The 23,891-nt window shown below is 71.4% G+C and carries 21 protein-coding genes; 11 read left to right on the top strand and 10 right to left on the bottom strand.

Going from position 1 to position 23,891, the window contains the following annotated elements:
* Nucleotides 1–446: 446 nt before the first annotated feature.
* Nucleotides 447–1,655, bottom strand: a complete 1,209-nt coding sequence (locus tag AB0M27_RS22945) for a hypothetical protein (protein WP_365723722.1) — start codon at nt 1,653–1,655, stop codon at nt 447–449.
* Nucleotides 1,656–1,839: 184 nt separating this feature from the next.
* On the opposite strand from AB0M27_RS22945, the gene AB0M27_RS22940 reads away from it, so the two are divergent.
* Nucleotides 1,840–3,285 (top strand): glyceraldehyde-3-phosphate dehydrogenase, encoded by a 1,446-nt coding sequence (locus tag AB0M27_RS22940; RefSeq protein ID WP_365723721.1) that lies wholly within the window; start codon nt 1,840–1,842, stop codon nt 3,283–3,285.
* A 71-nt stretch (nt 3,286–3,356) separates the two neighbouring features.
* On the opposite strand, the gene AB0M27_RS22935 is transcribed toward AB0M27_RS22940, so the two are convergent.
* The 3 genes from AB0M27_RS22935 to AB0M27_RS22925 form a co-directional block, all read right to left on the bottom strand.
* Nucleotides 3,357–5,318 (bottom strand): collagenase, encoded by a 1,962-nt coding sequence (locus tag AB0M27_RS22935; protein ID WP_365723720.1) that lies wholly within the window; start codon nt 5,316–5,318, stop codon nt 3,357–3,359.
* A 147-nt stretch (nt 5,319–5,465) separates the two neighbouring features.
* Nucleotides 5,466–6,419 carry a LysR family transcriptional regulator gene (locus tag AB0M27_RS22930; RefSeq protein WP_365723719.1) on the bottom strand — a complete coding sequence of 318 codons (954 nt, stop codon included), beginning with the start codon at nt 6,417–6,419 and terminating at the stop codon, nt 5,466–5,468.
* A 441-nt stretch (nt 6,420–6,860) separates the two neighbouring features.
* Complete coding sequence (locus tag AB0M27_RS22925; RefSeq protein ID WP_365723718.1) at nt 6,861–7,748, bottom strand: NAD(P)-binding domain-containing protein; 888 nt, start codon at nt 7,746–7,748, stop codon at nt 6,861–6,863.
* A gap of 67 nt (nt 7,749–7,815) precedes the next feature.
* Between AB0M27_RS22925 and AB0M27_RS22920 the strand changes: the two genes are divergently transcribed.
* The gene (locus tag AB0M27_RS22920; protein ID WP_365723717.1) at nt 7,816–8,166 is read left to right on the top strand and encodes a helix-turn-helix domain-containing protein; all 351 of its coding nucleotides are present in this window, start codon (nt 7,816–7,818) and stop codon (nt 8,164–8,166) included.
* 297 nt (nt 8,167–8,463) lie between these two features.
* On the opposite strand, the gene AB0M27_RS22915 is transcribed toward AB0M27_RS22920, so the two are convergent.
* The gene (locus AB0M27_RS22915) at nt 8,464–8,637 is read right to left on the bottom strand and encodes a hypothetical protein (protein WP_365723716.1); all 174 of its coding nucleotides are present in this window, start codon (nt 8,635–8,637) and stop codon (nt 8,464–8,466) included.
* A 299-nt stretch (nt 8,638–8,936) separates the two neighbouring features.
* Nucleotides 8,937–10,349: a proline--tRNA ligase gene (gene proS / locus AB0M27_RS22910; RefSeq protein WP_365723715.1), complete on the bottom strand. Its 1,413-nt coding sequence runs from the start codon at nt 10,347–10,349 to the stop codon at nt 8,937–8,939.
* A 151-nt stretch (nt 10,350–10,500) separates the two neighbouring features.
* Between proS and AB0M27_RS22905 the strand changes: the two genes are divergently transcribed.
* The 5 genes from AB0M27_RS22905 to AB0M27_RS22885 all read left to right on the top strand — a co-directional run bounded on the left by AB0M27_RS22905 (nt 10,501) and on the right by AB0M27_RS22885 (nt 16,209).
* Nucleotides 10,501–12,033 (top strand): alpha-L-arabinofuranosidase C-terminal domain-containing protein, encoded by a 1,533-nt coding sequence (locus AB0M27_RS22905; RefSeq protein WP_365723714.1) that lies wholly within the window; start codon nt 10,501–10,503, stop codon nt 12,031–12,033.
* 12 nt (nt 12,034–12,045) lie between these two features.
* Complete coding sequence (locus AB0M27_RS22900; RefSeq protein ID WP_365723713.1) at nt 12,046–13,362, top strand: glycoside hydrolase family 27 protein; 1,317 nt, start codon at nt 12,046–12,048, stop codon at nt 13,360–13,362.
* Between the two features lie 2 nt (nt 13,363–13,364).
* On the top strand, nt 13,365–14,372 hold the full coding sequence (locus AB0M27_RS22895) for a LacI family DNA-binding transcriptional regulator (RefSeq protein ID WP_365723712.1): 1,008 nt from the start codon (nt 13,365–13,367) through the stop codon (nt 14,370–14,372).
* A 76-nt stretch (nt 14,373–14,448) separates the two neighbouring features.
* Nucleotides 14,449–15,018: a WHG domain-containing protein gene (locus AB0M27_RS22890; protein WP_365723711.1), complete on the top strand. Its 570-nt coding sequence runs from the start codon at nt 14,449–14,451 to the stop codon at nt 15,016–15,018.
* A gap of 24 nt (nt 15,019–15,042) precedes the next feature.
* A complete protein-coding gene (locus tag AB0M27_RS22885; protein ID WP_365723710.1) occupies nt 15,043–16,209 on the top strand; it encodes a GDSL-type esterase/lipase family protein in 1,167 nt (388 codons plus the stop codon).
* A gap of 15 nt (nt 16,210–16,224) precedes the next feature.
* On the opposite strand, the gene AB0M27_RS22880 is transcribed toward AB0M27_RS22885, so the two are convergent.
* Together AB0M27_RS22880 and AB0M27_RS22875 are read right to left on the bottom strand one after the other, a co-directional pair.
* Entirely contained in the window at nt 16,225–16,941 is a 717-nt protein-coding gene (locus tag AB0M27_RS22880; protein WP_365723757.1) for a class F sortase, read from the bottom strand.
* Between the two features lie 278 nt (nt 16,942–17,219).
* Nucleotides 17,220–17,807, bottom strand: coding sequence for a hypothetical protein (locus AB0M27_RS22875; protein WP_365723709.1), 588 nt, complete (start codon nt 17,805–17,807; stop codon nt 17,220–17,222).
* A 1,121-nt stretch (nt 17,808–18,928) separates the two neighbouring features.
* Between AB0M27_RS22875 and AB0M27_RS22870 the strand changes: the two genes are divergently transcribed.
* Both AB0M27_RS22870 and AB0M27_RS22865 read left to right on the top strand, forming a co-directional pair.
* The gene (locus AB0M27_RS22870; RefSeq protein WP_365723708.1) at nt 18,929–19,060 is read left to right on the top strand and encodes a hypothetical protein; all 132 of its coding nucleotides are present in this window, start codon (nt 18,929–18,931) and stop codon (nt 19,058–19,060) included.
* Between the two features lie 86 nt (nt 19,061–19,146).
* Nucleotides 19,147–20,025, top strand: a complete 879-nt coding sequence (locus tag AB0M27_RS22865) for a hypothetical protein (RefSeq protein ID WP_365723707.1) — start codon at nt 19,147–19,149, stop codon at nt 20,023–20,025.
* A 502-nt stretch (nt 20,026–20,527) separates the two neighbouring features.
* On the opposite strand, the gene AB0M27_RS22860 is transcribed toward AB0M27_RS22865, so the two are convergent.
* Together AB0M27_RS22860 and AB0M27_RS22855 are read right to left on the bottom strand one after the other, a co-directional pair.
* Nucleotides 20,528–21,739: a cytochrome P450 gene (locus AB0M27_RS22860; RefSeq protein WP_365723706.1), complete on the bottom strand. Its 1,212-nt coding sequence runs from the start codon at nt 21,737–21,739 to the stop codon at nt 20,528–20,530.
* On the bottom strand, nt 21,736–22,446 hold the full coding sequence (locus tag AB0M27_RS22855; protein WP_365723705.1) for a tRNA-dependent cyclodipeptide synthase: 711 nt from the start codon (nt 22,444–22,446) through the stop codon (nt 21,736–21,738). Before AB0M27_RS22855 ends, AB0M27_RS22860 begins: the two co-directional genes overlap by 4 nt.
* A 227-nt stretch (nt 22,447–22,673) precedes the next feature.
* Here AB0M27_RS22855 and AB0M27_RS22850 point away from each other — a divergent pair, with 227 nt between their 5' ends.
* Together AB0M27_RS22850 and tgmA are read left to right on the top strand one after the other, a co-directional pair.
* Complete coding sequence (locus AB0M27_RS22850; RefSeq protein ID WP_365723756.1) at nt 22,674–23,516, top strand: fructosamine kinase family protein; 843 nt, start codon at nt 22,674–22,676, stop codon at nt 23,514–23,516.
* Between the two features lie 182 nt (nt 23,517–23,698).
* Complete coding sequence (gene tgmA / locus AB0M27_RS22845) at nt 23,699–23,890, top strand: putative ATP-grasp-modified RiPP (protein ID WP_020938095.1); 192 nt, start codon at nt 23,699–23,701, stop codon at nt 23,888–23,890.
* Nucleotide 23,891 lies beyond the last annotated feature (1 nt).

Raw genomic sequence — 23,891 nt, 5'->3', positions numbered from 1 at the left:
TCTGCCATCCCCCTCTCACTGCTCAGGAAGGCCGTCTTCATGCGCCTGAAGAGGTGCAAGGGGTCGGCGCTCCGGCTGGCCCCGGGCAAGGCGGCGCCGATCGATGCGCCCTTCGCCAGCGTCGTCTTCGACCCGCGCTGACCACCGCCTCGCCCAGTCACCGTGAACCGGGTGGCACGCAGCTGCGGGCGCTGCGCCGGCCCCGGCTGCCGGTGACACTGCGCCTCGCCGCTCTCGTGAACGGCACCGCCTTCCGCGCCCTTACCGATCTCTCACCGCTGGCCACGGACGTTACCGGCCCCGGAGCCGCGCGACAACGGCGCTGAACCTGGGCGCCGCCCTGGGTACGGCCCTGGGCGGCGCCTCGATGGGCGGCGGGCTCGGCGGTGGTCACGGTCGCCGCCCCGGGCGTCGTACATGAGCGGGAGCGGCGAGCGGGTGGTGGCTCACAGGGGGGAGTGGGCCACCACCGTCACGAAGGCGCCGAACAGCAGGGACACGACGGTGAGGCCGCCGTAGACGACCATGGCGTGGGCCGGCCGGACCCGCCAGGTGCGGGTCAGGGCCCGGGCCACGGGGATGAGCAGAGGGAAGGCGGGCAGCAGGAACCGCGGCTTGGAGGAGAACGAGCCGGAGCCGCCGACCACGAGCAGGATCAGGACCCCGGCGAAGACCACCAGGGCCAGCGGGGCGCGTTCCAGGCACAGCAGCGCGAACAGCAGCACACCGGCCGCGACGATCACCAGGGCCGCCGGATAGACGGCGCCACCACCGTGCAGCAGCAGGGCTTTGAGGAAGCGTGCCGAGCCGACCCCGAAGTCGAAGCGCGAGTCCCAGGCACTCTGCACCTTGAAGTAGCCGCCGAGCAGGTCTCCCGTCTGGCTGCCCACCCACAGCACATAGCCGAGCCAGCCCAGCGGGGCGAGCACGGCACCGGCCCACAGGCTCACCGGGACCCGCCCGCGCTGCCGCAGCACCTCGTAGGCGGCGGCGAGGGAGACGGCCACCGCCACCGCGAAACCGCTCGGCCGGGACAGGCCCGCCAGCGCGGCCAGTGCACCGGCCCACAGCCAGCGGCCCTTGAGCACGCAGTACAGGGACCAGACGGCGAGGGCCGCGAACAGCGACTCGGTGTAGGCGATGGTCAGCTCGACGGAGTGCGGCATGGCGGCCCAGAGGGCGACCAGCGCGGTGGCGACCCCGCGGCCGTAGAGAAGGTGGCCGATGACGTACACGCCGTACGCCGCCACTCCCGCGGCGATCCAGGCGATGAGCAGGGCGGCCTGGCCGGGGGTGAACGGCAGCACGGTGGTCAGCGCCCTGATCAGGCCCGGGTACAGCGGGAAGAACGCCCAGTCGCTCTGGACGGCGCCCTGCGGGGTGATCCAGATCTTGTGGCCGTAGCCCTGGGCGGCGATGTGCAGATACCAGCGGGAGTCCCAGGAGTGGGCGAAGTTCCTGACGAGCGGGTGGCCCCTGACGGCGTTCGTGACGATCACCATGAGGACCCCGGCGAGCCGGACGGCCGCGAACAGGGCCAGGGCCGGCAGCGCCCCCTCGGGGATCCCGCGCCGGGCGATCCATGGCAGGGGCGGGGGACGGAAAGGACGGGACGGGGCAGCCGCTTCGGGCCGCGGTACTGAGGAGGTGCTCACTCTCTTGACCTTGGGCACGCCAGGTAAGACGGGCAATCCGCGACTCGGGTTTCTCACGCACTTCCACCCTGATTCAGGAATCAGTCAAGGAATGGGTGCAAATCCCTTACTCTGCCACCCCCGGAAGGAGCAGGTGAGAGGTGTGGTTACCATATGAGCGCTGCCTAGCTCGAAAGATGGATCCGTGACTGTCAACGACGACTCGTTCACCAACTGGAAGATCCGCGAGGAGATCGCGGAGTCGATGATCCCGCTCATCGGGAAGCTGCACCGCGAGCGGGACGTGACCGTCCTGCTGCACAGCCGCTCCCTGGTGAACAAGTCGGTGGTCAGCATCCTCAAGACCCACCGCTTCGCCCGGCAGATCGCGGGCGAGGAGCTCTCGGTCACCGAGACCATGCCGTTCCTGCAGGCCCTCACCGCCCTCGACCTCGGGCCCTCCCAGATCGACCTCGGCATGCTCGCCACGCGGTACAAGGCCGACGAACGCGGCCTGAGCGTGTCGGAGTTCACCGCCGAGGCGGTCGCCGGTGCCACCGGTGCCAACAAGATCGAGCGCCGTGAGCCCCGCGATGTCGTCCTGTACGGCTTCGGCCGGATCGGCCGCCTCGTCGCCCGCCTGCTGATCGAGAAGGCCGGCTCCGGCAACGGCCTCATGCTGCGCGCCATCGTGGTGCGCGGCGGCGGCGCCCAGGACATCGTCAAGCGCGCCTCGCTGCTGCGCCGCGACTCCATCCACGGTCAGTTCCAGGGCACGATCACGGTCGACGAGGACAACAGCACGATCGTCGCCAACGGCAACGAGATCAAGGTGATCTACGCCGACGACCCGTCGCACGTGGACTACACCGAGTACGGCATCCGGGACGCCATCCTCATCGACAACACCGGCAAGTGGCGCGACCGCGAGGGCCTGTCCAAGCACCTGCGCCCCGGCATCGAGAAGGTCGTACTGACCGCGCCGGGCAAGGGCGACGTCCCGAACATCGTGCACGGCGTCAACCACGACACCATCAAGCCGGACGAGCAGATCCTGTCCTGCGCATCCTGCACCACCAACGCCATCGTCCCGCCGCTGAAGGCGATGGACGACGAGTACGGCGTGCTGCGCGGTCACGTGGAGACCGTCCACTCGTTCACCAACGACCAGAACCTGCTGGACAACTACCACAAGTCCGAGCGCCGTGGCCGCTCCGCGCCGCTCAACATGGTGATCACCGAGACCGGTGCCGCCTCCGCCGTCGCCAAGGCCCTGCCGGACCTCAAGGCGAAGATCAGCGGCAGCTCGATCCGCGTCCCCGTGCCGGACGTGTCGATCGCGATCCTCAACCTGCAGCTGGCCCGCGAGGCCACCCGCGAGGAAGTCCACGACTACCTGCGCGAGGTGTCGCTGACCTCGCCGCTCAAGCGCCAGATCGACTTCATCACGGCGCCCGACGCGGTCTCCAGCGACTTCATCGGCTCCCGCCACGCCTCGATCGTGGACGCCGGCGCCCTGAAGGTCGACGGCGACAACGCGATCCTCTACCTCTGGTACGACAACGAGTTCGGCTACTCCTGCCAGGTGGTCCGGGTCGTCCAGCACGTGTCGGGCGTGGAGTACCCGACGTACCCGGCGACGGCGGTCTGATCCCTTCGTCGATACGCGTACGGCCGCCGACCGGGGTTTCCGGTCGGCGGCCGTTCCGCTGGGGCGCGCGGTCAGGCCTTCACCGGCCTGGCGCAGGCGCCCGCGGCACACGCGGTGAGCCACTGGCCGAAGTCGGCGTCGTAGCGGGTGCCGATGCCGTCGTGGTAGACGGCGTATCCGCCGGCGTAGTCACCGACGCGGAAGCGGGCGAGCATGCGCTGGACGTCGTCGGGGTGGTTCTCGGCCATGAAGCGCACGGCGAGGTAGCCCCAGGGATAGGTGCGGATCACGTCGCTGTTGTCGTAGGTGCTCTGGAACAGGGTGCTCAGCTTGTACGTGTGCTTGCCGGCCTCCTGGATCGCCTGGTCGTCGGCGAGGCCGCGGTAGCTGTAGGACACGTACTCGGCCACGCCCTCGATCCACCAGATGTCCGGCACCGAGATCTGCTGGTCGAAGGCGCCCTTCATGTCGTCGCGGCCGTCCAGGAAGTGCGTGTACTCGTGGTTGAGGTTCCAGATCCGGGCCGTGAAACCGTCGTCGTAGTTCTTCTGGTACATGATCGACGTGACGTGGTTGGCCGGGTCGGACGGGTCACCGTCGAGGGTCATGCCGCCGTTGTCGGTGCTGATGCCGTAGATCGGGCCGGCGTAGGTCTGGTAGTCGGCGCGGCTGGCGAAGACCACGAGCCGGATGGTGGACACGTACTGGCCGGGTATCACGGCGTCGGCCTTCACCACGCCACGGAAGTAGGCGCTCTGGTCCAGGACGCTGGCGCAGGCCGCGTCGAGGTCGGCGGCGGTGAGTGACTGGGCGAGGATGGTGACGTTCGCGTCGCACTGGCGGCTGACCGGCAGGACGGCCCTGGTCAGCTTGGCGGGCAGGTCGCAGACGTCGTAGTAGGCGCAGTTGGCGCTGTCGTAACCGTTCGCCTGCGTGGCCACGGCGACCCAGAGCCCGGCCGTGGGGCCGGTCATCGCGGTCTCGTCCAGCAGGTCCTTGGTCAACGGGCGGACGATGTCCTGCAGTTCGGGGTGTTCGACGTAACGGGCGAGGTTCATCCCGGCGTTGGAGTCCAGGAACGCCCGGTCGGTGCCGAGCAGGTCGGTGTTCGCGAGCGCGAAGTCGTCCAGGGTGTCGATGATGCGGGTGTCGGCCTCGACCGCCTTGACGTAGTCGGGGTTCCAGTTGCCGCGCCACAGCGGTGTGTAGACGTCGTTGACGGCCCTGACCATGCTGTCCACGGAGTCGTAGGTGCTGTCGTAGTCGTTCAGCAGCCGCCGGTAGACGGAGAGATAGCGGCCCTGCTGGTCGGCGCTGTCGGTGAGGATGACCGTCTCGCCGAGGATGTCGCCGTTGACCGCCGTGACATCACGCGAGTGCGACCGGGCGAAGAAGGCGTCCAGACCGGCCGTGACGGCCGTGGTGAGGCGGGTGGTGTACGGGCCCACGTCCCCCGGGTGGTTGAACTGCACGTAGTAACCGGCCCGCAGGAAGAGGACCAGCTGTTCCAGGCCGCCTGAGTTGTCGCCGCGGTACAGCCTGGCCGTACGGGTGTACGCGGCTGCCACGCTGAGCATCTGGGCCTGCCGGAAGACGTCGTGCGCGTCCTTGCCGGTCACCGGGAAGAGGGTGTTGACGCAGTCCGTGGACGAGGCCTTTACGAAGGACACGAGGGCGGAGCCGCTACGGCTGCCGAAGTCGCCCGGAGTGCAGGAGGCCGCCTTGGCCGCCCTTCGGGCCGGGTGGGCCGAGAGGGGCTGCAGGGGCGGGAGTTGGGCCGCGCTGAGCCGCCGGGCCTGGCTCGCGGGACGCTCGGTGACGGAGGTGGTCGCACCGGTCGGCCACGGCTTGGACGCGTGCCGCCGGGGCGCGGTGACAGCCTGGTTGTGCGGCTGCTGCGGTGCGGCCACCGCCGGGGCGGACAGCAGGCCTGCCACGGTGACACAGACGACCGCGGCGCCGGCCAGGCGTGCGGCCGTACGCGGGTGGCTGCGGCCGGGCACGCGTCTGGGCAGCGCGAAGCGATAGCGCATCTGGATTCCTCCACGAAGGGATGCGCCTCTGTGGGGTGCTGAGGCGTGTGAGGCACTGTCTCAGCGGACAACCCGCCCCAACAATGCCGTGTGACATAGCACATGACACTGCCCGCACATAACATCGCGGTGTGCCGTTGACCCGCGCTACGCCCCGGTGGCGCTCCAGGTGCGCGAGGCCCACGCCCGCAGATGGGGTGCCTGGGCCACGAGGTCGTGGTAGGCGGCGGTCGCGGACTGGGACAGCGCCTCCACGACCTCCTCGGTGACGGTGTCGGGCCGCCAGGCCAGCACATAACGGCACCACAGCGGGGCACCGACCAACGGCTTGACCACGACATGCGGGATCGGCCGGAGCGTCGGCTGTACGAGCGACACGCCCAGGCCGTCGGCGATCATGCTCTGCAGCTGGGTCTGGTCGCCGAGGAACTCGTGCACGGTGACCGGTGTGAACCCGGCCGCCGCACAGGCGTCGTAGAACACCCCGGGCCAGCCGGCGCCGTCGTCCGGGGTCACGAACCACGCGTCCTCGGCCAGGTCGGCGAGCTGGACCTGGGCGCACTGCCGCAGCCGGTGCCGGGAGGGCAGCGCCACGAACGTCGGCTCGGTGACGATCCCGCGGTGCCGCACCGCGCTGGTGTGGCGCAGCTCCATGCCCGGATAGTCGGCGGCGATGGCCGCGTCCACCGCGCCCTCCTCCAGCAGTTCCACGATCCGCGAGGAGGCGTAGACGCTGGTGACGGCGAGGGACACCTCCGGCAGCCGGGTGCGGACACGGGAGACCGTGCCGGACAGCATGGGCGAGTTGGTCGCCGCCACGCGCAGGGTACGGCGGGCCCGCGCGGCTGCCGGGCGGTGACCGATGGCATCGGCGCGGGTCAGCACGTCACGGGCCTGGGCGACGACCTCGGCGCCGTAGCGGGTGGGCCGCACTCCGCTCGTGCCGCGCTCGAACAGCGGCTCGCCGAGATGGCGCTCGATGCGCCGCAGCTGGGTGCTCACGGCGGGCTGCGAGTACCCGAGCTGTGCCGCGGCGCGACCCACACTGCCGGCGTCGGCGATCGCGCACAGCACCCGCAGGTGCCGCAGCTCCAGCTCCATCGCTCCACTCCCCGTTTCCGTCCCCGGCCGGCCCCGGGAGATCCGTCCGCCTCTCCCGGTAAAACCAGTGCTCACAGCCACCGCCGGCCGTGGTCGCGACCGGCGGACGGAAGCGTCGCACTGTGCCGCGCCAGGCACAAGTCGCAGGTCCGCCGACCTGTGCCCGCCGGGTTGCAGAACCGGGCTTGCCTCTCGCACGTGAGGCCTGAGCAACCCCGCGACCGCGCGGGCCCGTCCGGCCGTACGGGCACGCCGCGGTGGGGTTCAGCGGCAGCCCGAGGACGTCGAGCCCGAGCCACAGCCCTGCGGGCGCGCCGATGGTCCCCTGTTCGAATCGTCTGGTGCGGAGGGGGCTGCTGGATTGGACGAGCCTGGTAGGTCCGCCTGCCCGGTCCGCCGCAGTGCCGGCCCTCCCCCGGCCCCGACCCGAACCACAGCTCATCAGTGCCGGCCCAGCACCTCCGCAACTCGGATGAACCCGTCCGTGCCGTGGCCGAGGCCGATGGTGCGCCGGGCCATGCCTTCCACGGCGCGCATCACGCCCGCGTCGATGCCGTGGGCCTCGGAGACGCCGATGACGTGGGCCATGCTGGAGGCGGCCGAGGTGAGGGGGTTGATCGCGCCGGAGTAGGAGCCGTCGTCGGCGTCCCGGGCGAACTCGGCGAAGAGCGGAGGCAGGATCGCGTCGATGCCCTGTGCGAAGGGTGCGAGCTCCCTGGCGGTGACGCCCTCGGCCCGGGCGATCGCCACGGCGTGCGCATAGCCGGCCATCGCCGTCCAGAAGAGGTCGAGCAGCGCGATGTCGAAGGTGGCGGCGCGTCCGATCTCGTCGCCGAGGTGGGTGTGGGTGCCGCCCAGCGCCTCCAGCACGGGCCGGTGCTCCGCGTACACCGCCCGCGGTCCACTGTGCAGGAAGACGGCCTCGGGTGTGCCGATGCTGGGCGCGGGGGTCATGATCGCGCCGTCCAGGTAGCGGATGCCGTGGGCGGCCGCCCAGTGAGCCGTGTCGCGGGCTCGGCCCGGGGTGTCGGCGGTCAGGTTCACGACGGTACGGCCCTTGAGTGCCCGGGTGACGGACTCGGGCCGCAGCAGGGCGTCGACCGCGTCGTAGTTCACCACGCAGACCACGGTCAGGTCACCGGCCGCCACGGCCTCCTCGACCGATCCGGCGCCGGCTGCTCCCTGTTCGGTCAACTCCCGGTCCTTGCCCGGTGTGCGGTTCCAGAGCGTGGTCCGCAGCCCCGCTCTCAGGAAGGCACCGGCGAGCGAGCGGCCCATCGGGCCGAGACCGAGGACGGTGACGGAAGGAAGATTCGTGGACGTGGACATGTTTCAACTCCTGTAAAAGCAAGGGAATGTGGCCGTACGGCCTGACGGGGAGCAGCAGAGGACGCCGATGACACGCAGCCGCGCTCAGGATCCGAACGTCTGTGGCGTGACCGCCGCGATCGCCGTGATCGACGGCAAGTGGAAGACGTCGTTGCTGTGGCTGCTGGAGTCCGGCCCGCACCGGCCCGCCGAACTGCGGCGCCGGCTAACGGGGTTGAGCGAGAAGGTGCTGACTCAGGCGCTGCGCGAGATGGAGGAGGACGGCCTGGTGCATCGGGAGGTGTACGACGTGCTGCCACCGAAGACCGTGTACACGCTGACCGGCTTCGGCCGTGACCTGTCCGACGCCCTCGGCCCCGTGTCCGACTGGGGACACCGCCGCCTGGAGCGACTGCGGGAACATGGAACGGCGCCCTGACGCACCACCACCGCCACCTCCTCTCACGTCGACGTCCTGGCCCCTGACCTCGGGAAACAGCCTCTCCCGGCCGAGTGGCGGCTGCCAAGTACGCACAAAAAAGTGGGTATGTGCGAACGCCGCGGTCGTCGGCCGACTCCGGCACTGGCGGCCCGGCCAAAGCCGGACGCGGACTGGCGGCCACCGTGCTGACGAGTTGAGGGAACGACTGAGATGTCAGTGCGCCGTCCTGAGGTCGTCACCAACGGGCAGGGGCCCGTTCGTTTCCGAAGGGGAGGGCGACGTGGACGACGGTATTCAGTGGATGGTCGGCGCGACTTCGAGTTCCGGGTGGATGTTGGTGTGCACTTCGTCCGCGGCATCGACCCAGAGGAACTGGCGCTTCGCATGGGTGCGCCGCACGGGGCCAGGGCGGAACCGATGACCGACGCCGAGATGGCCGACCTTTGTGTCGACGCCTGCCCCGACCACGGGCCGGACAGTGCCGTGGCGTCGGCGAGCACGCCGGCTGGGCGTTCGCCATCACATACGGCCCCTACCTCGACCGACTGGAGGAGGTCTCACGCGACGGTGTGGAAGCCGTCCACTACCACTACAACTCGGAGCACCCGCCCACCACCGTCCTGTACGCGCGCGACGGCCGTACCGTCTGCGGATTCGGGCTGTGCGAGGAACACCACTGCTACCACCCGCGTCCCCTCCACGCGGACGAGCCCGCCCCCTCCACGCGGACGAGCACACCGAAGCTGTCCGAGGACGCCCCGCTCCCGTCAGTAAGCCCGTGCCACCACCGCCACGTTCCCCGGCTGGTCCTCGCTCTCCGGCACGGAACCGTCCGCTGCGAGCAGGCACCGCACCGACACGCCCCGATCGGCGAGCCTCGCCTCGCCGTCCGGGCCCAGCGTGGCCCAGGGGATGCGGGCCCAGCCGGTGGCGGCGGCCTCCGCGGCCTCCTCGACGGTGGTCACCTCGACCGTGCGGCCCTCGCGGCGCCGGCGGGACTGCTCCAGCAGCAGCGCCTGGTCGTCCTCCAGCACCCCGGGCAGGAGCGCGGACAGTGCCTCGGTCGCGACCGCCTCCTTGGTGCCCTGGATCCGGCGGACCAGCACGGCGGTGCCGTGCTCCAGGTCGCGGGGTCCCACCTCGATCCGTACGGGCACGCCCTTCAGCTCCCAGTCGACGGCGCGCCGGCCGAACGGCACGTCCGTGCGGTCGTCGACGTGGACGCGTACGCCCGCCTCCCTCAGGCGCTCGCCGACAGCGCGGACGCCGGCCAGCACCTCCTCGTCGCCCTTGACGGCGAGGACCACCGCCTGGACCGCGGCCAGCCGGGGCGGGACGCGCAGCCCGTCGTCGTCGCCGTGCGTCATCACCAGCGCGCCGATCATGCGGGTGGTGGAGCCCCAGGAGGTCTGCCATACGTACTCCTGCCGGCCGTCCTGCGTCACGAACTGGGTGCGGAAGGGCTTGGCGAAGTTCTGGCCCAGCTCGTGGCTGGTGACCATCTGGAGGGCCTTGCCGTCGCCCATCATGCTCTCGAGGGTGAGGGTGTTGATCGCTCCGGCGAACCGTTCCCGGGCCGTCTTGCGTCCGGAGACGAAGTCCATGGCGAGGACGTCCCGCAGGAACGCGCCGTAGACCTCTCTCTGGACGCGGGCCGCGAAGGCGCGCGCCTCCTCGTACGTGGCGTGCGCGGTGTGGCCCTCCTGCCACAGGAACTCGGTCGTGCGCAGGAACAGCCGCGGGCGCAGCTCCCAACGCACCACGTTCGCCCACTGGTTGATCAGCAGGGGCAGATCGCGGTAGCTCTGCACCCACTTGGCGAAGTACTCGTTGACGATCGTCTCGGAGGTGGGGCGGACCACGACGGGCTCCTCCAGCTCCTTGCCGCCCGCATGAGTGACGACCGCGAGCTCGGGCGCGAAGCCCTCGACGTGCTCGGCCTCCCTCGTCAGATACGACTCCGGGATGAGCAGTGGGAGGTACGCGTTCTGGGTGCCGGTGGCCTTGATCCGGGTGTCCATCTCCTGCTGCATCCGCTCCCACAGGCCGTACCCGTACGGTCGGATGACCATGGTGCCGCGCACCGGGCCGTTGTCGGCCAGCTCCGCCTTGGTGATCAGGTCCTGGTACCAGCGCGGGAAGTCGTCCGCCCGGCGTGTGAGAACGGGTGCCTTTGCCATGCCGGGGAGAGTAGGTCCCGGTTCCCGCCGTTTGCGAGTCAATTTCGGCCCGCGTCGACACCTCCTCGCCGCCCCCTTGACGCTCCCGCGTCCCGATGCAAATTTTTATCGATACAAAACCATACGAACGATCTTGGATCGGAGTACGTCCGTGCCTACCGCCACCGCGATCATCAACCTCGACATCGAGGGTCCGAAGATCAGCCGTCACCTGTACGGACACTTCGCCGAGCATCTCGGACGCTGCGTCTACGGCGGGTTCTGGGTCGGCGAGGACTCCCCGATTCCGAACGAGGGCGGTATCCGCCTGGACGCGGTCGAGGCGCTGCGCGCCCTGCGCATCCCCAACCTGCGCTGGCCGGGCGGCTGTTTCGCCGACGAGTACCACTGGAGGGACGGCATCGGACCGCGCGGGGAACGCCCCCGGATGGTCAACACCCACTGGGGCGACGTGGAGGAGAACAACCACTTCGGCACCCATGAGTTCATGGCGCTGTGCGAGCTGCTCGGCGCGGAGCCGTACATCAGCGGCAACGTGGGCAGCGGCACCGTTCGCGAGATGAGCGAGTGGGTCGAGTACCTCACCCGGGACGGCGACAGCCCGATGGTGCGGCTGCGCAGGGCCAACGGGCGCGAGGAGCCGTGGCGGGTGAGGTTCTGGGGCATCGGCAACGAGACCTGGGGCTGTGGCGGCAACATGCGCGCCGAGTACTTCGCGGACCTCGCCCGCCAGTACGCGACGTACTGCCGCGACCACGGCGACAACAAGCTGTACCGGATCGCCTCGGGCGCCTCCGACGACGACTACAAGTGGACCGAGACGCTGATGCGGCAGATCAACTGCATCGGCTGCGAGGCCGCTCCGCGCACCTACTACCAGGCCCTGTCCGTCCACTACTACACGCTGGCCGGGCCCTGGGAGGCCAAGGGCAGCGCCACGGTCTTCGACACCGAGGACTACTACCGCACGATGGTCTCGGCCCGGCGCGTCGACCGCATACTCAGCGGTCACTCCACCGTCATGGACTGCTACGACCCCCGGCGCACCGTCGGCCTCGTACTGGACGAGTGGGGCACCTGGTGGGACGTCGAGCCCGGCACCAACCCCGGTTTCCTGTTCCAGCAGAACACCCTGCGTGACGCGCTCGTCGCGAGCACCCACTTCGACATCTTCCACCGGCACGCCGCCCGGCTGGTGATGGCGAACATCGCGCAGACCGTCAACGTCCTGCAGGCCATGCTGCTCACCGACGGGGACGCGCTGGTGCTGACCCCGACGTACCACGTCTTCGAGATGAACAAGGGCCACCAGGACGCCACTTCGCTCCCGGTCCATCTGCGCGCGGACGGCGCACGGCGCCGGGTCGGGGACGCCGAGCTGGAGACGGTGTCCGTCTCGGCCAGCGTCAAGGACGGCACGCTCCTGGTCTCGCTGAGCAACCTGGACGCCGAAGAGCCCGCCGGGGTGACGCTGGACCTGCGCGGCGGCCGGATCGGCGAGGCACGGGCCCGGATCCTCACCGCCGACAGGCTCCAGGCGCACAACACCCCGCGGACACCCGAGTCGGTGGCCCCGCGCACCTTCGACGGCGACGGCGTCCGGGTCACGGACCGGGGACTGGCGCTGACCCTGCCGCCGCACTCCTTCGTGACCGTCCAGGCGCCCACGACCGTGGCGAACTGACCGGAGGCGACCGTGGACCGACCCCTTCCCGACCGGCGACTGCGTCCCCCGATGGGCTGGAACAGCTGGGACTGCTACGGCACGACCGTCACCGAGGAGGAGGTGCTCGCCAATGCGGCGTTCCTGCGGGACCACCTGCTCCCGCACGGCTGGGACACGGTGGTGGTGGACATCCAGTGGTACGAGCCCACGGCCCGTGCCCACGGCTACAACGAGGACGCGCCGCTGGTCCTGGACGCGTACGGCCGTCAGCTCCCCGCGCCGAACCGGTTCCCCTCCGCCGCCGGCGGGGCCGGCTTCGCCCCGCTGGCCCGGCGGGTGCACGACCTCGGGCTGCGTTTCGGGCTGCACATCATGCGGGGCGTACCGCGCCGGGCCGTCGCGGCCCGACTGCCCGTCGCCGGCACGGAGTTCACGGCCGACGAGATCGCCGACACCGGCTCGGTCTGCCCCTGGAACTCCGACAACTTCGGCCTGGACCACGCCCACCCGGGCACCCAGGCCTACTACGACTCCCAGGTCGCCCAGTTCGCGGCGTGGGGCGTGGACTTCGTCAAGGCCGACGACATGCTCTTCCCGTACCACGAGCGGGAGATCGCCGCCTACGCGCGGGCGATCGAGCGCAGCGGCCGGCCGATCGAGCTGAGCCTGTCCCCCGGCACCGACGTGTCCCTCGCCCGGCTGGACCATCTGCGGGAGCACGCCACGATGTGGCGGGTCTGCGACGACCTGTGGGACAGATGGGAGGACGTCGAGGCCCAGTTCGCCCGGATGGCACGATGGGCGCCCTGGCAGGGCGAGGGCGGCTGGGCGGACGCCGACATGCTGCCGCTCGGCCGTATCGGCATCCGCGCCGAACGCGGTGCGGACCGGCTCTCCCGGCTCACCCGGCCCGAGCAGATCAGTCTGCTCACCCTGTGGCTGATCTCCCGTTCCCCGCTGATGATGGGCGGCGACCTGCCGACCAGCCCGCCGGAAACCATCGGACTCCTAGCCAACGACGAGGCGCTGGCCGTCCTCATGCACAGCACCGGCAGCCGAGAGGTGCTGCGCGAGGGCGACCTGGTGCTGTGGGCCGCCGACGACACCGACGGACGTACCCGTTACGCCGCCGTGTTCTCCCTGGCGGACGGGCCCCGCCGGTACCAGGTGCCGCTCGGCTCGATCGGCGCCCGCCCGGCCGATCGCGTCCGGGAACTGTGGACCCGTGCCGGCGTGGCGCACGACGGCCGGTGCCTGGCGGTCGACCTGCCCGCCCATGGGGCCGCGCTCTATCGTCTTGCGGAGGACGGCGTGCGTCCTTCCTCGGAGGACACCGGGCAGGAGTGAGCGTGGCGACGATCCAGGACGTGGCGAAGGCGGCCGGCGTGTCGGCGATGACCGTCTCCAACGTCATCAACGACCACCCCAACGTCCGTCCCGCCACCCGCGAGCGCGTCCTCACGGCGATGGCGCGGCTCGACTACCGGGTCAACGTGGCGGCCCGCAACCTCCGCAAGGGCCGTACCGGCACCATCGGCCTCGCGGTGCCCGAGGTGAACCGCCCGTACTACGGCCGGCTGGCCGAGGCCATCATCGCCGCGGCGGGCCGGCATGGGCTGCGGGTGAGCATCGAGCAGACCGGGGCCCGCCGGGAGAACGAGCTGGCGGCGCTGTCCCAGTCCCGCAACCGGCTCTACGACGGGCTGATCCTCAGCACCGTCGGGATGGGCCCGGCCGACGTCGAGGCGCTCGAAGTGGAGCACCCGGTGGTGATCCTCGGCGAGCGGATCTTCGGCGGGCCGGTGGACCATGTCGCGATGCCCAACGTCGAGGCGTCGGCTGCGGCCACCCGGCATCTGATCGAGCGGGGCTGCCGGCGGGTGGCCGCCGTGTGCGGGGAACCGCGGCACGAGGTCGACGTGTCGAGCCTGCGGCACACCGGCTACCGGCAGGCGCTGGCCGCCGCCGGTCTGCCCGAGGATCCGGAGCTCGTGCGGAGCGTGCCCGCGCTCACCATGGAGGCGGGGGCCCGGCAGGCGCGGGCGATGGTGGCGGGCGGGCTGGACTTCGACGGCGTGTTCTGTGTGACGGACACCGTGGCGATGGGCGTGCTGCGCGGTCTCGCGGATGCGGGGGTGCGGGTGCCGGAGCAGGTCAAGGTGATCGGTTTCGACAACGTCGACGAGAGCGCGTTCCTCGTCCCCTCGCTGTCCACGGTGGATCCGGATCACGACCTGATGGCGGAGCGGGCCGTCGCCCTGCTCGTCGCGCGGCTGGGCAGTGCGGGGCCACCGGCGGAGAAGGAGGAGTTCGTCGGACCCTTCTCGCTGGTCATCCGCGAGTCGACGGGCGACTGATCCCTTCATCACCCCTCCATTTGCCTAAGGCCTTTAGGAAGCTCCATAATCGGTTATGGAAAAGGAGGGAAACATCATGGTGCGCGCAGGGTTGACCACCGAGCGTCTGGTCCGTGCGGGCGCGGAACTCGCCGACGAGGTCGGCTTCGACCAGGTGACCGTGTCGGCGCTGGCCCGGCGGTTCGACGTCAAGGTCGCGAGTCTGTACTCGCACCTGAAGAACTCCCAGGACCTGAAGACGCGGATCGCGCTGCTCGCCCTGGAGGAGCTGGCCGACCGCGCCGCGGACGCGCTCGCCGGCCGGTCCGGCAAGGATGCCCTCGCCGCCTTCGCCGATGTGTACCGCGACTACGCCCACCGGCACCCCGGCCGCTACGCGGCGGCCCGGCACCCGCTCGACCCCGAGACGGCCGCCTCGAGTGCCGGCCCCCGGCACACGCAGTTGACCCGGGCGATCCTGCGCGGTTACGACCTCGCCGAGCCCGACCAGACCCACGCGGTCCGGCTCCTCGGCAGCGTCTTCCACGGCTACGTCAGCCTGGAGACGGCCGGCGGATTCAGCCACAGCGCCCCCGACTCGCAGGAGTCATGGACACGGATTCTCGACGCCCTCGATTCCCTGCTGCGCAACTGGCCCATCCCCTGACCCCTGGAAACGCAGGCCCACACCATGCACACCACCCCGCTCACCCCTGAACTCGTGCGCGGCGCCCTCGATCTGGAACGCACCGCCCAGGGCCTGCTGCCGCACCGGCTGCCGGCCCGCGCCCGCGCGCAGTGCGCCGACCCACAGCTGGCCATGGCGGAGTCCCAGCCCTCCGGCGTACGACTGGTCTTCCGCACCCGCGCGACCACCGTCGAACTGGACACCCTGCCGACCAAGCGGGTCTACGTCGGCGCACCGCCACGCCCGGACGGCGTGTACGACCTGCTCGTCGACGGACGTCCGGCCGGCAGCGGCCGGGTCGCCGGCGGCAACACGCTCGCCATCGACATGACCGCCGGTACGGCCGAGCACCGGCCGGGCCCGGTCGGGACCGTCCGCTTCTCCGCGCTGCCCGACACCCTCAAGGTCGTGGAGATCTGGCTGCCGCACAACGAGACGACCGAACTCGTCGCCCTGCGCACCGACGCGCCCGTGGCACCCGTACCGCACCACGGCGGCAAGGTGTGGCTGCATCACGGCAGTTCCATCAGCCACGGCTCGGACGCCGCGAGCCCGACCAGCACCTGGCCGGCGCTCGCCGCGTCCATCGGCGGGGCGGAGCTGATCAATCTCGGGCTGGGCGGCAGCGCCCTGCTGGACCCGTTCACCGCGCGCGCACTGCGCGACACGCCGGCCGACCTGATCAGCGTCAAGCTCGGCATCAACGTGGTCAACGCGGATCTGATGCGGCTGCGCGCGTTCGGTCCCGCCGTCCACGGCTTCCTCGACACCATCCGCGACGGGCACCCCGACACGCCGCTGCTCGTCGTCTCGCCGATCCTGTGTCCCATCCACGAGGACACGCCGGGCCCCAGCCTCCCGGACTTCTCCGCCCTGAGCGAGGGGCGGCTGCGGTTCCGGGCCGCCGGCGACCCGGCGGAGAAGGCGAGCGGAAAACTCACCCTGGGAGTCATCCGGCAGGAACTGGCCCGGATCGTGCGCGACCGGGCCGCAAAGGACCCGCGGCTGCACTACCTCGACGGCCGCGAGCTGTACGGAGAGGCCGACTTCGGCGAACTGCCGCTGCCGGACGACCTCCACCCGGACGCCGCCGCGCACCGCCGGATCGGCGAGCGGTTCGCGGCGCTGGCGTTCGGGCCGGGCGGCCTTCTGGCGGACGGCGTCGCCTGATCCGTACGGTCCGGCTCACACCAGGTGGGCGAAGATCACGAGGTTGTCGGTGTAGTCCTTGGCCTTGTGGTCGTACGCCCCCGCGCAGGTGATCAGCCGCACCTCGGGGCGCCGGGCGTCGGCGTAGACCCGCTTGCTGGGGAAGTCGTCCTTGGCGAACGTCTCCTGGTCGTCCACGACGAATTCGGCGTCGCGTCCGTCGGCGCGCTCCACGGTGAAGTGGTCGCCGCGCTTCAGCTGGTCCAGGCGGGCGAAGACGGCCGCGGAGGTCTTCGTGTCGACGTGCCCGGCGATGATCGCGGTGCCCTTCTCTCCGGGCGAGGCGCCCTTGGCGTACCAGCCGACGAGGTTGGTGTCGCCCGCCGGTGGCGGGTTCAGCTGCCCCGAGGTGCCGATGGTCAGGGTGGTGAAGGGGGCGTCTACGGCGATCTTCGGGATGCGCAGACGGGTCGGCGTGGACCTGGGCAGCTCCGTGCCGGGCTGCTGCGGGTCGGCCTGCTGCGGATCGACCTGCTCCGGAGCGGGCTGCCGCGGATCGGCCTGCCGCGGATCGACCTGCCGCGGATCGACCTGCCGCGGATCGACCTGCCGCGGGTCTGCCTGGTGCGGATCTGCCGGGGCGGCGGCACCCGCACCCGCGGTACGGGACGCCTGCGGCGAGTCGTCCGAGGTGTGGTTGCCGCCGAACACGCTGACGGCCAGGAGGACGATCGCCACGCCCAGCAGCGTCAGCCGCCCGCCACCGCCGGAACTCTCCCCGCCCTCCTGCGGTTTCGCGGAGGTCGGGGAGGAGGGATCTGCTGCCATCGGACACCACCTCACTCGGGCACGGCAGCACGGGGATCTGGACAAGGGCGCCGGAACGTTTCCGGGCGCGCGGGGAGGGACGTACCGTGGCGCCTGCACGAGGGGACGGTGTGCGTACAGACGTGGAGGAAAGCTCGCAGGTGCGGGCCGCCGACGCGATGGGCCGCCGGCGGCGGCCGCAGCCTCTGGGAGGAGGCGTTCGGTCAGGACGCCGGCTCGCCGGCCTTCTTGCGGCGCAGCAGGTACATGCCGCCCGCGCCCACGGCCAGCACGGCCAGGCCGCCCGTAGTGACACCCGGAGTCGCGAGCGCGCCGCCGCCGGTGTGCATGCCACCGTGCGGCCCGCCGTGGTCGCCGCCACGACCGCCGCCCCAGCCGCCGTCACCACCGCCGTCACCACCGCCGTCCCAGCCGCCGCCGTCACCACCGCCGTCACCACCGCCGCCCCAGCCGCCGCCGTCACCACCGCCATCCCGGCCGCCGCCCCAGCCGCCGCCGTCGCCACCCGAGCCCCAGTCGTCAGCGCGCACCGAGGCCAGTGCTCCGCCACCTGTGTGGATTCCACCGCGCGGCTCGTCGTGTCCACGGCCCCTGCCGTCGTCGTCGCCGTGATCATCGTCTTGATCGCGACCGTGGTCCTCGTCGGAGCCCTGGTCGTGGCCCTGGCTGTAAGAGGAGTCGTCTCGGCCCCCGTCGTCATCCGCCGGAGCGGCGAAGGCGGCGCCGGGCGCGCCGAAGGCCAGTGCGGCGGCAGCGGCCGCCGTGGCCAGAATCATGCGGGCAGAACGCATAGCGATGTCCTTCCGTCGTGACCGGGCAGCGGATCCGTCATCAGCTGGATAGACCCGTCCTCGACATGAACCACCGTCAGCGAGTACGCAAGTCCACACCATTCGGGCCACCCAGCCGAGTCACCTCGCCACCCGTCTGTCCCAGCGATCACGCCTCCGCGGCCCTCCGTCCGGGCGAATCACCCGGCGCGTCCCGCCGCCCTCACCCGGGGGCGGCGCCACGTCCGCGCCGCACCGGATGAGCCCCGGCACCATGCCGACCGGCACCGTCATGGTGGTCGCCTTCCAGGTGCGGGCCGGGCGCGGCGTCGCCCCCCCTGCGGCCGGCGGACGGGCCTGTCGCCGGGCGGGGCTCGCCTTCCTGGCCGCCTGGGCGCTGATCCCCCTGTCGGCGGGGGTCACCTGGCCGGGTGGCGGCCGTGGTGCTCGTCGTCGCCGTGGTGGTGCACACCGTCGGGGAGTTGTGGCATTCCGCCGCGGACTTCGAGGTGTCCTTCGCGCCCGCTCTGCATCGGCTGGGGACGGCCGGGCCGGTACGTCGTGGGTGCCCTGTTCGCGGTTACGGGGCTCCTCGCGCCGGTCGCGATGGGCTGCGCGCGGCGGCCGGAAGAGGTCCGGCCGGCCCCGGGGGCGCTCACGGCGCACGTGGCGACCGCTTCCTGACCCGCGGTCGGCGGCCGGGCCCCACCCGAGCGACGTACTCCCACCGGACCGATCGGGTCGTACGGCCGTGTGGGCACTCCTGGCCTGAATCCGACACGCCATCAATTCCGGCGGCACCCGAGCGACCCGCCCGCCGAGAAGGGGCACCCGTGCCCGAGACCGTCCAGCCCGGATCACGAGCCCTTCGGCTGTGCGCGGCGGGTGCTGGGCGCGCTGATCCGCGTCACCGCCGTCGCCGCGCCGGCCCGCGCCGAAGGCGGCAACCGTGACGGAGTATCCGGTCACCACCGCCGTCGACAGCATCCCGTCCGGGCCGGACCGGGCCGTGTGGTTCACGGAGAACGCCGCCGGACGGACCGAGCGGAATCACGCGCGGGCCCGACGGCCTAATCCGGTGCGCCGACAGCTCCGGCCGGATCGGCAGGATCGCCGCGCAGGGCACGATCACCACCCTTCGGGTGCCGGACGGCGCCGCCAGCGTGCCCCTCTGTCTGACGACGGGCCCCGGCCGGGCCGTGCGGTTCACCGAACTGATCGGCAACGCCATCGCCGCGTCCGGCCTCAGCCGAGATCCGGCCGGACCGGGCTAGGGACGCCCCGCCCCTCTTGTTATGACCGTCGTCATAACGCAGTCTGGTGCCGACGGCACGACAGGTCGACGCGGTGGGAGGAAGCGGTGGCGGACGCGATGGCGAGGGTCCTGTGGGAGCGGTACGAACCGGTGCACGATCTCGTGTACTTCGCACCAGAGGTGCACCGGGCGGCGGACGCTCTCGGGATGCGCGGATTCTGGATGGGGTACTTCGCGCTGCGCGCCGCACCGCTCGGCGAGGTCCCTCCGTCCGTCGTGACGAGCTGTTTCTACGTCTTCCACTCCTCCCGCGTGGCCCGGGCCCTGCCGGACGCCTGGACGTACGCGACTCCCGCCGAGGTGCTGGCCGCCCGCCAGGACGCCCTGGACGCGGCGATGACCGGCCTGTTCGGACCGGACACCGTCGGGTCGGCCGAGTTCGCCGAGGCCGCCGACCTCGCCTGGGAGGCCGCCGCGGCGGCGGACACCACTGGGCGGGTACTGGCCGCCGCCAACCAGGCACTGGAGCACCCGGACCGCCCTACCGCACGGCTGTGGCAGGGCCTGACGACGCTGCGCGAGCACCGGGGCGACGCGCACGTCGCGGTGCTGGAGAGTCAGGGACTCGGGCCGGTCGAGGCCATGGTGCTCAAGGCGGCCGCCGGCGAATCCGACGGTGCGTTCCTGCGGGAGACGCGCAAGTGGGAGCAGGCGGACTGGGATGCGGCCGGGGCACGCCTGCGGGAGCAGGGCCTGCTCGGACGCGACGGGTCCCTCACTCCGGCCGGCGCGGCCGTGCGCGCGGAGGTGGAGGCGCTGACGGACGCGGCGGCCGAAGGACCCTGGACCACCCTCGGCACCGACCGCACGAGACGCCTCGCCGACCTGCTGGACCCGCTGGCCCGCATGGTCGAGACGTCGGGGCTCCTGCCTCCGGGCAATCCGGTGGGCCTGACCCGGGGCAAGCACCCGGCCGGCCACTGACGGAGCCCCGGTCTGCCCGTCGCGAACCGCCCCGAGGCTCGCACCCGGTCGCCCACCGCCCGGCCTCCGGTCAGGCCTGTCGGCACGATGGTCCGGGGCGCAACCCAATCCTGTCGGTGACCGCGCTCTGGCTGGTCCGTCAGGACCGCACCAGGGGGCTACCCCGTCGGCCGCCGCCCGGCCTCAGGCCACACCCACCGGCGACAGCCCGGCGCGCGCAACCGACCCGATCGGCGACCGCAGGCAGACCGGCCCGTCAGGGCTTGTCGTCGGGGTCGTACGCCAACGACCACCGCCCGCCCTTTCCAGCCAAACCCGCCGGAAACCAGGTCCGGGGCGAGCCTCACACACCCCCGCCCGCCCTCCGGTCGGTCGAGCCCGTCAGAAACCAGCCTTAGGGGTAACCCCCCACAGACCGCCACCCGCTCTCCGGCGGACCCGTCGGCGCCCCCGCCCGGAATGTCGGGTCGGGGGTGCCGTACGGGCGGTCCGGTGGCGATGGTTACCAGGTCGCCGGTAGCCGTTCGGGGATTCGCTTCATGAAGCCCGTGCGCCAGACCAGTTGGCCGGGGGGTACGGCGAGCGCGAGGTCCGGGAGGCGGTCGAGGAGGACCTCCAGGGCGATCCGGGCGTGGGCGCGGCCGAGGGCGGTCGCGGGACAGTAGTGGGCGCCGCCGCCGAAGGAGAGGTGGTCGGCGGTGTTGTCGCGGTGGACGTCGAAGCGGTGCGGGTCGGGGAACTTCTCGGGGTCGAGGTTGGCGCCCTCCACCAGTACCAGGACGAGTTCCCCCCGGCGTATGTCCACATCGCCCAGCCGGACGTCCTCCAGAGCGAGGCGGGGCAGGGCGTCGCCGATGGACAGGTTGACCCGCAGCAACTCCTCCACGCCGGGACCGATCAGGTCCGGACGATCGCGCAGGAGGTCACGGGCGATGGGATGGGTGAGCAGGTGGACCAGGGCCATCGACAGGAAGCCGGAGGTGGAGATGACGCCCGCCCCGAACATGGTGACGCCGACGGTGGCCAGCATCTCGTCCGTGAGGTGGGCGTAGTCCGGGTCGTCGCGCAGCGCGGCGAGTTCGCCCATCAGGCCGTGGGTCGCGGGGTCGTCGAGCAGGGCCGTCATCCGGGCGATGTCCCGGTCCCAGTTGATCTGCGCGCCGGTGATCGGGCACGGCGAGTTCATGAAGGCGATGTCGAGGCTGCGCAGAAAGGCCGGGGCCTCGGTCTGCGGGATGCCCAGGATGCGGCAGTGCATGCCCGCCGAGTACGGCTCGCTGAACGCGCCGCGCAGGTCCGCCGTGGGGCCGTCGGCCACCATCCGGTCCACCAGCCGGTGCGCCTCCCCACGCAGCCACTCCGTCAGGCCCGGCGACTTCGGGTTGAGCGCCTTCAGCACCGCCCGGCGCAGCCCGGCCCCGGTGATGTTGCCCATGTTGTTCACGATCTCGGGCGGGATCGTGAGCGCGTACTGCCGGGGAACTCCGGGGGCGGAGGTGTCCTTCAGCGAGAACCGGTCGTCCTTCAGGACCTGAGCGCACAGGTCGTACGAGGACACCAGCCAGGCCTCGTCGCCGGCGATGGTCCGCACGCGCCGTACGGGGGTGGAGGCGCGCAGGTCCTCCACCTCGGCGGGAACCTTGGTGCCGTCCCAGGAGAACGGGAAGTCGAGCAGGGGCGGGTGGTCGGCGCGGGCGCCGGGAGCGGTGGTCATGCGGCGGTTCCTTCGAGGGCGACGGGGGTGACGATGGCGTGGCCCTGGTTGCGGGAGGCGCGCAGGCCGGCGCCACGGGAGTACAACAGCTCGGCCATCGGCAGCAGTTGGTGGTAGCAGTTGAGCGAGGAGGGCACCTTGAGGATGGCGGGGGTGTCCAGGAACAGCGGCGCCTCGGCGCACACGTACTCCAGGCACACGGCCCGCTGCCCCTCGGTCGGCGTCTCGCCTCGCGCACTGAGGAAACGATTCACCAGGGCGTCGCAGACAGCCCGGAAGGCTCCGTCGGAGGCCAGGCGCGCCTTGAGCTGCCGGTGGATGTCCTGGTAGGCGGGGTTGGTGCGGAACTCGGACATCGGCTGCCAGTCCAGCCGCAGGCCCTCCGGGTCGGCCGCCGTCACCGCGTCACGGACCTTGGCGCGCACACCGCGCAGGTTCTTCACCGCCTTGCGCCGGGCCTCGTCCGGTGGATAGCCGGACGCCTCGTACATCTCGGCGACGTACAGGTCGGTGTAGACGAAGTCGACCTTGTCGAAGTGGTCCAGTCCCCAGCGGGCGAGGTCGTGCAGGCGGCGGGCGGAGAAATAGCTGTTGCCCGGGGACACACCGATCACGGCGTGCGCGCCCTCGCCCAGGATGACTTCGCAGTGGGAGGTGTACGGCTGGACTTCGAAGACGTCGGCCATCAGCACGGATGCTGTGGTCAAGGGGAAATCCTCCGCCGCGCGCTAGTCCCGGTCGGGGCCCTGTGCCCCTGGTGTGGCGACGCGGCGCCCTCACGCTAGCCGTACGGATTCAACACGGGTAGTTACCGCCTGGGTTTGACTGAAAACAGTCGTAGCAATGCTCGAAGTCGGCCGCTGCAGGCTCCTGTTGCGGGGCATACGCTGGGGGCGTGGTCGACCGGGACGAGGATCGCGAGGATCCGGGACAGGTGGCGTCCCGGTTCACCGGACGCCCGGTCACCGGCGCACGGGCGGTCTCCGGGTCGCCGGCCGAGGTGACGCTGGACGACGGCGCATCGGTGATGGTCAAGCGGGGTGACGCTCCCGGGGCCGTACGCGCGGAGGTGGCCGGGCTGCGCTGGCTGGCCGCGGCGGGCGCGGTCCGGGTGCCGGCGGTGCTCGGTCACGACGAACGCTGGATGGTGACGGAGCGGGTACCGACCGGGCGGCCCGACCCGGAGGCGGCGCATCATTTCGGCCAGGCCCTGGCCGCCCTGCACGCCGCGGGTGCTTCGGATTTCGGAGCTCCGCCACCCGGCGGCCCCGAGGACGCGTTCATCGGCCTCGCACCCATGCGCAACGTGCCGGGCGACGACTGGCCCGGCTGGTACGCCGAGCACCGCGTGCTGCCGTATGTGCGCGGCGCGGTCGACCGTGGCACGCTCCGCCCGGACGAGGCGGCCGTGTTCGAGCGGGTCTGCGCGCGCCTGCCGGATCTGGCGGGACCGGCCGAGCCGCCCGCGCGCCTGCACGGCGACCTGTGGAGCGGGAACGTGCTGTGGGGCGCCGACGGCGACGTCCGGCTCATCGACCCGGCCGCGCACGGCGGTCACCGGGAGACGGACCTGGCGATGCTCCAGCTCTTCGGCTGCCCCCATCTCGACCGGGTGCTCGCGGGGTACGAGGAGACGGCACCGCTCGCGCCCGGGCGGCGCGACCGCGTGGGCGTGCACCAGCTTTTCCCGCTGCTGGTCCACGCCGTGCTGTTCGGACGCGGGTACGCCGATCAGGCTTTGACGGTGGCGCGGAGCGCGCTGTCGCTCGCGGGGTGACCGATCCCTTTCCCTTGCGGAAGCGCAACGTCCTGGGCTTCTCCGGCGTCATCGGCCATGCAGGCACGCCGTCCCTGCGGTGCCCGTCGGGCACCCCCTCCGACCCGTGGTTACTCAGCGTGAGGAAACCAACCACCCGTTCGATTCGTATAAGGACGTGAAAGCCGAATCAGGGAGAGACCATGCAACCGTTCACGCTCAACTACGCGCGCCCCGCTGTGCAGTTGGACGTCACCACTCCGTATGCGTACGACTCCGGACTGCAGTTGAACGTTCTCCCGGACGGGCGGATCGCCGCCACCGACCACGCGACCCTGAGAGCTCTGGGGACCACGACCTCGACGGCCGGTTCCAAGACGCACTTCGACGACTGAA

Origin of the sequence: Streptomyces sp. NPDC052107, from assembly GCF_040680215.1 — a bacterium.
GTDB lineage: Bacteria > Actinomycetota > Actinomycetes > Streptomycetales > Streptomycetaceae > Streptomyces.
The sequence above is the reverse complement of the archived record's forward strand: the minus strand, read 5'-3'. Positions and strand labels throughout refer to the sequence as shown.